The sequence below is a fragment of the uncultured Ellagibacter sp. genome (genome assembly GCF_934636505.1).
In the GTDB taxonomy this organism is placed as follows: Bacteria; Actinomycetota; Coriobacteriia; order Coriobacteriales; family Eggerthellaceae; genus Ellagibacter.
The window spans coordinates 1-9,542 of the sequence record NZ_CAKUAL010000072.1 but is presented as its reverse complement, the minus strand read 5'-3'; the positions used below and the strand labels follow the sequence as shown (position 1 = coordinate 9,542).

At 60.0% G+C, this 9,542-nt stretch carries 5 protein-coding genes and 1 pseudogene; 5 read left to right on the top strand and 1 reads right to left on the bottom strand.

Annotation, left to right across the window (positions count from 1 at the left end; genetic code table 11):
* A pseudogene (locus Q0G18_RS07930) lies at positions 1–315 on the top strand (ketol-acid reductoisomerase); the annotation flags it as partial.
* A 76-nt stretch (positions 316–391) separates the two neighbouring features.
* Here Q0G18_RS07930 and Q0G18_RS07925 read toward each other — a convergent pair.
* Positions 392–2,839, bottom strand: a complete 2,448-nt coding sequence (locus tag Q0G18_RS07925) for a hypothetical protein (protein ID WP_297151731.1) — start codon at positions 2,837–2,839, stop codon at positions 392–394.
* A gap of 296 nt (positions 2,840–3,135) precedes the next feature.
* Between Q0G18_RS07925 and serC the strand changes: the two genes are divergently transcribed.
* The 4 genes from serC to Q0G18_RS07905 form a co-directional block, all read left to right on the top strand.
* Positions 3,136–4,218 carry a 3-phosphoserine/phosphohydroxythreonine transaminase gene (serC, locus tag Q0G18_RS07920; protein ID WP_297151727.1) on the top strand — a complete coding sequence of 361 codons (1,083 nt, stop codon included), beginning with the start codon at positions 3,136–3,138 and terminating at the stop codon, positions 4,216–4,218.
* 114 nt (positions 4,219–4,332) lie between these two features.
* Positions 4,333–5,913, top strand: a complete 1,581-nt coding sequence (serA, locus tag Q0G18_RS07915) for a phosphoglycerate dehydrogenase (protein WP_297151723.1) — start codon at positions 4,333–4,335, stop codon at positions 5,911–5,913.
* A 404-nt stretch (positions 5,914–6,317) separates the two neighbouring features.
* Entirely contained in the window at positions 6,318–8,312 is a 1,995-nt protein-coding gene (locus Q0G18_RS07910; protein WP_297151719.1) for a toprim domain-containing protein, read from the top strand.
* A 73-nt stretch (positions 8,313–8,385) separates the two neighbouring features.
* A partial coding sequence (locus tag Q0G18_RS07905; protein ID WP_297151716.1) for a DNA gyrase subunit A occupies positions 8,386–9,542 on the top strand: 1,157 nt, incomplete at its 3' end.

Sequence of the window (9,542 nt, the reverse complement as noted above, 5' to 3'; positions counted from 1 at the left end):
CACGAGATGAAGATGATCGTCGACCTGATGTACGAGTCCGGCATCCACTTCATGAACTACTCCATCTCCAACACCGCTGAGTACGGCGAGTACTACGCCGGCCCGAAGGTCATCAACGAGGAATCTCGCGAGGCCATGAAGCTCATCTTGAAGCGCATCCAGAACGGTGAGTTCGCGAAGGAATTCGTTGCCGATTGCGAGAACGACCACAAGTGGCTTATCGAGCATCGCGAGGCGATCAACAACCACCTCATCGAGACCACCGGTGCCAAGATTCGCGGCATGTTCTCCTGGATCAAGTCCGACGAGCAGTAGTTCGGTACAAGTTGATTGAATTAAGCGGGGCCCGCTCGGTGTAAGCGAGCCCCGCTTGCGCTTGGGCAAAAGCGCTTTAATCCTCGAAGGATAGTTTCTCGTAGACGCCGAGCAGCGTGATGTCGAAGTATTTCTCGGTCTTTGAGCCGCGGTTGTTGTCGTAGTTGTAGTAGTTCCTCTGGCTGAGCTTCATCTTTCCCGAGACGACGGGCGTGTAGTACTGGCTGTGCTCGATGGCGCCCTTCGACTTGATGTAGCGGTCTGCCTTAGGCTCGACGCCGGAGACTGAGAAGCTGTAGTCTTCCTTCTTGCCAGCGTCAGGGAGCGCGATGCTGGCCTCGTCCTGCGCGAAGAGTATTTGGTGCAGTGTTTTTTTCCCGCCATAGTAGTCGTAGATCTTTCGGAAGCTGTCAATATCCGCCACAAGATGGGCATCGCTGCTCACGGTGAGCTGAGGCTGGTTTGCTCCCGTGCTCTTGTTCACCTTGAGGACGGCCGCTTGCGTCATGAGCGTGACTTCCTTGCCGGGCACCATGAAGTGGCGCCACTTATCCGCATGCGGAACCACCTTGTAACTCTCGATCAGGCGGGATGCGCGTGTGGCGTAGCCTTCCTCGTTGTTGCTTGCGTTGTCCCTTGTTGCGCGGATGCGGCTGAACTCGTTTGCCACCTCGTAATCGTTGGCGATTGCGTTCGCCGCGTCGGTTCCGAAGAGCTGCTCCCAGCTCGCGACGCATTGACTGATTTCGACTTTTCTCTTCTCGTCGGATAGCGTGACATCATCGACAAGGTGGTCCATGTATCCCCTCAGCGCGAAGGCGGCGTATCCGCACAAAAGCCCGAACTTGTTGACAACCTCATCCTGAAAGCCCACTCGACCCGCAATGGTATTTTGCTCCCACGGGCTTTTGAGCAGGGATAACTTGAAGTATGCCTCGAGTGGGTTCAGCGCGACGCCGACCTGCTCTGCCAAAAGCGCGCTGCAGTAATCGATGGCGTAGGCGACGACGGTCTTCCCGTCGACGGTAAGCCTGGGGTTTTCGGCGGAGGTTGCTGTCGCAAGGTACATGGCGACCCGTTTGCGCGCGGCGATGTAGTCGTCGGTTCCCTCCTGGAAATCCTTCATGTAATCACGGTTGAACTTCTCGATGAAGTCCACCAAATCGGTCGTGTTGCGGAAATACGTTTTGATCAGTTCGTTGATCATCGAGCAGAGCTCGGCTTCCTGAATCGCCGTGTACACGGCTTGGATTTCACGCTCGATGTTGTCGAGTCGCGCGTTGATCTCGCCAAGGGCGCGCTCGACGCCGTTGTTCGAGCCGAAAACTACAGATAGGAGCGTATTCGTGGCGTAGGTAACGGTCTTGTTGAGCGCGAGGTTGGCAACGCCTTTCAAGATGGTATCGATGTCGCCCTGGACGAAGGGGATGTCGTTTTCGGCGCCTTGGTTCGCGGCCGCTAGCTCCTCGTCGGTGGGAAGCTCGATGCAGTTCTCGTCGATGGGAGCGTCGGGGTCGGGCTGGAAGTCCTCAAGGCGGTTCCATTCGGGGTCGTCGCTTGTGAGCTCGGGCTTGTCGGAGAAGGTGATATCGGCATCGCTGTCGGTGGCGGTGTCCGCCTGGCTGCCCTTGGCGGAATCCGCGATTGCCGCGCCGGCTTCGTCCGCATATGCCTTTTCGGGACCTAATGAAACAGGGAAGGCGGCGGCGCTCGTCTTCGAAGCATCCGCCGCCTCGACAACGACGGGGGGAAGCTCAAGGTCTGCGCACAGGCCCAAAACGAAGGTGCGTTCGTCTTCGGTTCCCTGGCCCGTCAACACCCGCACGAAGGCCTTGTTCGCCTGCGACGCGTAATCGGCGTCGACGGTGTGAATGGCGCAGGGGACGGATTCGAACTCGACCTGCTCTGCGTAGGGCGCGTACACCTCGCTCACGAGTGCGCCTGCGTTCACGTGCACGTCCGCGCGGCTATCACCCATGATCACCGATTGCACCGATGATTCGGGGTGAAGCTCGGCATCGGCCTTTCCCACGACGATAAGCGATGCTATGCTGCCCGAGACTTCCGCGCGGTCGATTCCGCCCAAGAAAAGCGCGTCGATCGTCGCGTCTTCGTCGACTAAAACCACGTAGCGGGACGCGATGTCGTCTGCGGCGAGCATCTCGATGTCGCCGTGCACGCGCACGGGCGCGTTCGCGGGCCCGATCTGCATGACCTGCTTCACGCCGTCGGCGTCGCAGTAGGCGATGGCGAGTGTTTCGCCATCGCCGCTCGGGACGATGCCGAGCTTCGAGCCGGTGAACGCGATTCCCTGTTTGGTTTCCTCCGTCTGGTCGGAAAACCACTTCCCGTCTTCCACGCGAAAGCTCGTCTCGCTTGGGGTGGGCGCGGCATGGTAGGGGGAGTCCGCCGTGCTTTTCGCCTCGCAGCCTGCGAGCATGGCCAGTGCGCCTCCCGACACGATGACCGTCGTCGCGGCGGCTCCGAGCTTGAGCGCGTCTCTTCTCGTGATCGCGTTTTCCATGCGTCCTCCTTTCAAGGCGCCTTCTCGCCAAATGTCGGCACGTCTAAGGTGTGGCGTGCTGGGTTTCCTTAACGTGAAATTATACAAGGAATTCACATTCATTCTTTGCGCCACACGGCCCTGAAAAGGGATGCAGCGTGCATCTTCGGGCCAAGGTGTCCCACCCAGGCGCGTAAACCCTTCTGCCGACGATGCGCGCCCGCGCGGCTGAACGTTCGAGCGTTTCGGGCCCTTCGCTTGAGCGCTTTAGTAGAATAAAGCATATATCAGACTCTCGCGATTTAAGGAGCGCGCTTATGGGTAGGGTGTTCAACTTTTCTGCAGGCCCCGCAATGCTTCCCGAGGAGGTCTTGAAGACCGCGGCGGCGGAGATGCTCGATTACAACGGGTCCGGCATGTCGGTCATGGAGATGTCCCATCGCTCGGCGACGTTCGAGGGCATTATCGAGACCGCAGAGCAGGACATCCGCGATCTCATGTCCATCCCCGACAATTACCGCGTCCTCTTTTTGCAGGGCGGCGCCACGCAGCAGTTTGCGGCAATTCCTATGAACCTCATGCGCAACAAGGTTGCCGATTACATCGTGTCGGGTAACTGGTCGAAGAAGGCCTTCAAGGAAGCGAAGCTCTACGGCACCGCGAACCTTGTCGCTTCCTCCGAGGACGAGAACTTCACGCGCGTTCCCGATTTCGACAGCGCCACCTTCTCGCCCGACGCCGACTACGTCTACATCTGCCAGAACGAGACGGTCTACGGCACGCGTTACACTCACCTTCCCGAGACGGGCGATATCCCGCTTGTCTCCGACGTCTCCTCAATGTTCCTCTCCGAACCTGTCGACGTCTCCAAGTACGGCCTCATCTACGGCGGCGTGCAGAAAAACGTCGGTCCTGCTGGTGTGGTCATCGTCATTGTGCGCGACGACCTTATTCGCGAGGACGTGTTGCCTTTCACGCCCACCATCATGCGCTACAAGACGCAAGCCGACGCCGGCAGCCTGTCGAACACGCCGCCCGCCTACGGCATCTACGTCTGCGGGCTTGTCTTCAAATGGCTCAAAGAGCAGGGCGGACTTGAAGCTATGCAGAAGCGCAACCAGGAGAAGGCGGCGCTGCTCTACGACTACCTCGACCAGTCGAAGCTCTTCAGCGGCACGGCGCAAAAGGAATTCCGTTCGCTTATGAACGTTCCCTTCATCACGGGCGATGCCGATTTGGACACGAAGTTCATCGCCGAGGCGAAGGCGCGCGGGCTCGAAAGCCTGAAGGGCCATCGCAGCGTGGGCGGCATGCGCGCGAGCATTTACAACGCGATGCCGCGTGAGGGCGTCGAGGCTTTGGTCGCGTTCATGAAAGAGTTCGAGAAAAACAACGCATAAAGCCGTATAGTTGTACTGACGGAAACGAATTCGGCCGCGGGGGAGCGCTCCCTCGCGGTCGAATTTGCGAATCGAGCGCGCGATAAGCGGCCTTGTCTGAGAAGGGAATTCGCCATGACGCACAAGAAGGTTCTCGTAGCCGATCGGATCGCGAAGGAGGGCATCGACGTCCTGCGCGATAAGGGCTACGACGTCGACGTGAAGCTCGACCTGACCGAAGACGAGCTCGCGGCGCAGATCGCCCCCTATGATGCGATCGTCGTGCGCTCGGCGACGCCGGTGACGCGCCGGGTCATCGAGGCCGCGGAGAACCTGAAGATCATCGGGCGTGCGGGCGTGGGCGTCGACACGATCGACCTTGACGCGGCGACCGAGCGCGGCGTCATCGTGTGCAACGCCCCGACCTCGAACATCATGAGCGCAGCGGAGCATACCATGGCGCTCATGCTCGCCTGCGCGCGCCAGCTTCCCCAGGCGAACGCGAGCATGCACGAGGGCAAGTGGGAGCGCTCGAAGTTTTTGGGCAAGGAGCTCTACGAGAAGACGCTCGCCATCTTCGGCTTGGGCCGTATCGGCGGGCTTGTGGCCGAGCGAGCGCGCGCCTTCGGTATGAAGATTATCGGGCACGACCCGTATTGCAGCCCCGAGCGCGCCGACCAGCTGGGTGTTGAGCTTTTCGAGCGCGTGGAAGACGTGCTCGCGCGCGCCGACTTCATCACCGTGCATCTGCCGAAGACGCCCGAGACCATCGGCATGTTCGGTCCCGAAGAATTCGCGGCCATGAAGGACGGCGTCGTGCTGATAAACGCGGCGCGCGGCGGCATCTACAACGTGAAGTCCCTCTCCGATTTCGTTGCCGCGGGCAAGATCTTCGCTGCGGGAATCGACATGTTCGAGGAAGAGCCCTGCACGGGCAGCCCCCTGCACGAGTTCGACAACGTGCTCTTGACGCCTCACCTGGGCGCTTCCACCCACGAGGCGCAGGTGCGCGCCGGCGTGCAGATCGCGGAGTACGTCTCGAGCGGGCTTGAGGGCTCCATCGTCCCCACGGCGCTCAACATGACGCTCGTGCCGCCTGAGATGATGGACGCGGTGGGCCCCTACGTCCCCGCCTGCCAGATGATGGGCCGCATCCTGGCGCAGATTCTGGGGTGCATCCCCAAGACGCTGCGCGTCGAAGCGGCGGGAACAATCGCGAACGCGGACGCGTCCATCCTGGTCGCAGGCGCGCTCGACGGCATCTTAGCCTATCGCCGCGCGGGGTCGGTCACGCCGGTGAACGTGGAGTCGGTCGCCGTGCGCCATGGCATCAAGGTGGACACCGCCTCGATCGCCGACGCTGACGAGTACGCGTCGGCCGTGAAGGTCGTCGCCGACGGGGTCGAAGTCGGTGCGACGCTCTTCGGCTCGATGCAGCGCCCGCGCATCATGTCGCTGCTCGATTACAAGATCGACATCGCGCCTGCCAAGCAATCGCTCGTGTTCGAGTACGTTGACGCCCCCGGCCGCATCGGCGCGATCGGCACGTTGCTCGGCAACGAGGGTGTGAACATCACGACGATGCAGATCGGCACGAAGCCCTCCGAGAAGACGGCGCTCGTGTACATGAACGTCGAGGGCAAGGTGGACGATCAGCTGCTCGAGAAGCTTTCGGGCACGCTTGACTTCAAGAACGTGTGGTCGTTCAGCCTGTAAGCGTTCGGTTCCCTGCGTCTAAGCGCGCTTCTGTGGGCGCCCGGTCTCGAGGCGATGTTGCCAAAAGGTCGGGCGCTCCTGTTGTTTAGGGTTTCTACCTGGGGTAACGCGCCTACGATGGCGGCTTTTGCTCCACGCTGGGGCGAGCAAGCTCGATACTCTGAACCTATACGCGCAAACCGCCATACACGAACGTATGTCCGATGAATTTGCTGTGTCCTCGTCATGTTGCGGGCGCGGCATGTGGTAAAGTCGGTCATTGTGCATCGCGCCAGCAGAGTCTGGCCCACAAGACCCGCCACCAGCGTCGCGCCCTTCGCGCCGCGCATCGAGCGGGAAGGCAGCTTTGCCCTAAAGGGTTTGGAAGCTGCGCAAGAGGAAACACTATCATCGAAAGAGCGAGAATGGCAAACACCACGGCCGATTACGGCAACGACAGCATTCGCCAGCTGAAAGACGAGGAGCGCGTCCGTCTGCGCCCCGCGGTCATCTTCGGCTCCGACGGCCTCGACGGCTGCGCGCACGCCGCCTTCGAGATCCTGTCCAACTCGGTCGACGAGGCGCGCCAGGGCTATGGCGACCTCATCGCGCTGACCGCGTTTGCCGACGGCTCGATTCAGGTCGAGGACCACGGCCGCGGCTGTCCGCTTGACTGGAACCCCACGGAAAAGCGCTTCAACTGGGAACTCGTCTTCTGCGAGCTGTATGCAGGCGGCAAGTACAACAACAATCAGGGCGGCGACTACGACTTCTCGCTCGGCACCAACGGCTTGGGCTCGTGCGCCACGCAGTACGCCTCTGAATACATGGACGTCACCGTATGGCGCGACGGCAACAAGTACTCCCTGCATTTCAAGAAGGGCAAGGTCGTCGGCGCCAAAAAGAAGGCGCTCGAGGTTGAGCCTTCTGCCGAGAAACGGACGGGCACCACCATCAAATGGCGTCCCGACCTTGAGGTTTTCACGTCTATCGACATTCCTGCCGAGTGGTATCGCGAGACCATGCGTCGCCAGGCGGTCGTCAACGCCAATGTCACCTTCCGTTTGCGCCTCGAGGGACCTGAGGGTTTCACGGAGGAAGATTTCTGCTATCCCAAGGGCATCGAGGACTACGTTCTCGAAAAGGTAGGCTCCGAGTATCTGACCGAGCCCTTCTTCATCCAGGCCGATCGCCGTGGCCGCGATCGCGACGACCTGCCCGACTACAACGTCAAGATCACTGCGTGCCTGTGCTTCTCCCGTACCTTCCAGATGCAGGAGTACTACCACAACTCGTCGTGGCTCGAAAACGGCGGTTCGCCCGAAAAGGCCGCCCGCAGCGCTCTGACCAGCGCACTTGATGCCTATATCAAGTCGCAGGACAAGTACACCAAAAACGAGTCCGCTATCAAATGGCAGGACGTGCAGGACTGCCTCGTGCTCGTGACGAACTGCTTCTCGACGCAGACCTCCTATGAGAACCAGACGAAGAAGGCCATCAACAACCGCTTTATCCAGCAGGCAATGACGGCGTTTTTCAAGGAGCGCCTCACGACCTACCTCATCGAGAACAAAGACGATGCGGGCAAAATCGTCGATCAGGTGCTCATCAACAAGCGCTCGCGCGAGAACGCGGAGAAAACCCGCCAGAGCATCAAGACCAACCTGCAGCAGAAGACCGACATGGCCAATCGCGTGCAGAAGTTCATCGATTGCCGCTCGAAGGACAAGGGCCGCCGCGAGATTTACATCGTGGAGGGCGACTCGGCGGCAGGTGCCATCCGCACGTCTCGCGATGCCGAGTTCCAGGGTGTTATGCCTGTTCGAGGCAAGATCCTCAACTGCCTCAAGGAAGACTACCCGCGCATCTTCAAGTCAGACATCATCATGGATTTGCTGCGCGTCTTGGGCTGCGGCGTCGAGGTTAAAGACAAGCGCATGAAGAACCTCGGCACCTTCGATTTGGAAAACCTCAACTGGAGCAAGGTCATTATCTGCACGGACGCCGACGTCGACGGCTACCATATTCGCACGCTCATTCTCACGATGCTCTACCGGCTCGTGCCGACGCTTATCGACGAGGGCTACGTCTACATCGCTGAGTCGCCGCTCTACGAGATCAACTGCAAGGAGAAGACCTACTTCGCCTACACCGAGCTCGAGAAGAACAACATTCTGAAGGAAATCGGCGACCAGAAGTGCTCGATCAACCGTTCGAAGGGTCTTGGCGAGAACGACCCCGACATGATGTGGCTCACCACCATGAACCCCGAAACGCGGCGCTTGATCAAGGTGGAGCCTGAGGACGTCACCATCATGGAGAGCATGTTCAACCTTCTGCTCGGCAACGACGACGAGGGCCGAAAACGGCATATCGCCGAGCATGGCAAGGAATACCTCGACCAGCTCGACCTGCAGTAACGCTGTTTGAAAACCAACCGGACCGCCTTTGCGGTTCGATAGAGGAGCCCGACACACGCACCAAGGGGAGACCGTGGCAAAGAAGAAGACCAAAACCGCACCGAAGAAAAAGCATGTCGACAATCCCAACGTAATAGGCCTGCATTCCGAGGTTACAGAGCAACCCATCACCCAGACGCTCGAGCAGAACTACATGCCCTACGCCATGAGCACCAATGTGTCGCGCGCGTTCCCGGAAATCGATGGCTTCAAGCCATCGCACCGCAAGCTGCTCTACACCATGTACAAGATGGGCCTTTTGAACGGCGCGCGCCAGAAGAGCGCAAACATCGTCGGCCAGACGATGAAGCTCAACCCGCATGGCGATGCTGCCATCTACGAGACCATGGTCCGCCTCGCCACGGGCAACGAGGCGCTGCTGGCACCCTTTGTCGAGTCCAAGGGCAACTTCGGCAAGTACTATTCCGGCGATTTGAGCTATGCGGCTTCGCGTTACACCGAAGCCAAGCTCTCGCCGATCTGCGCCGAGATCTTCAAGGATATCGACAAGGATCCGGTGGACTTCGTCGACAGCTACGACGGCGCTATGAAGGAGCCGCGCCTTCTGCCCACCACGTTCCCCAACATCCTTGTGTCGGCGAACAAGGGCATCGGCGTCGCGATGGCGTCAGATATTTGCGGGTTCAACCTGAACGAGGTGTGCACCGCAACGATGCATTTCCTTCGCGACCCCGACTGCGACCTGCTCGAATACATGCCAGCGCCCGATTTCTCCACCGGTGGCGAGATCATCTACCGCCGCGAGGAGATGGAGCGCATCGTCAACACGGGTACCGGCAGCTTCCAGATTCGCTCGCGCTGGCGCTACCTGCCCGACGAGCGCATCATCGAGGTGTACGAGATTCCGTACACGACCAAGACTGACGTCATCATCGAGCGCATCGTGAAGCTTTCCAAAGAGGGCAAGGTGCGCGAGATCGCCGACATCCGCGACGAGACCGACCTTTCCGGCCTCCGCATCGCGATCGACCTGAAAAGGGGCGTCGACCCCGAGCAGCTCATGGCGAAGCTGTTCCGCTCCACCACGCTGCAGGATTCGTTCGCATGCAACTTCAATGTGCTTGTCGACGGCTACCCGCGCGTCATGGGCGTGCGCGAAATCCTGCGCGAGTGGGTCGCGTGGCGCGTCGAGTCGACGCGCCGCCGCATGAACATCGATCTGGCTAAAAA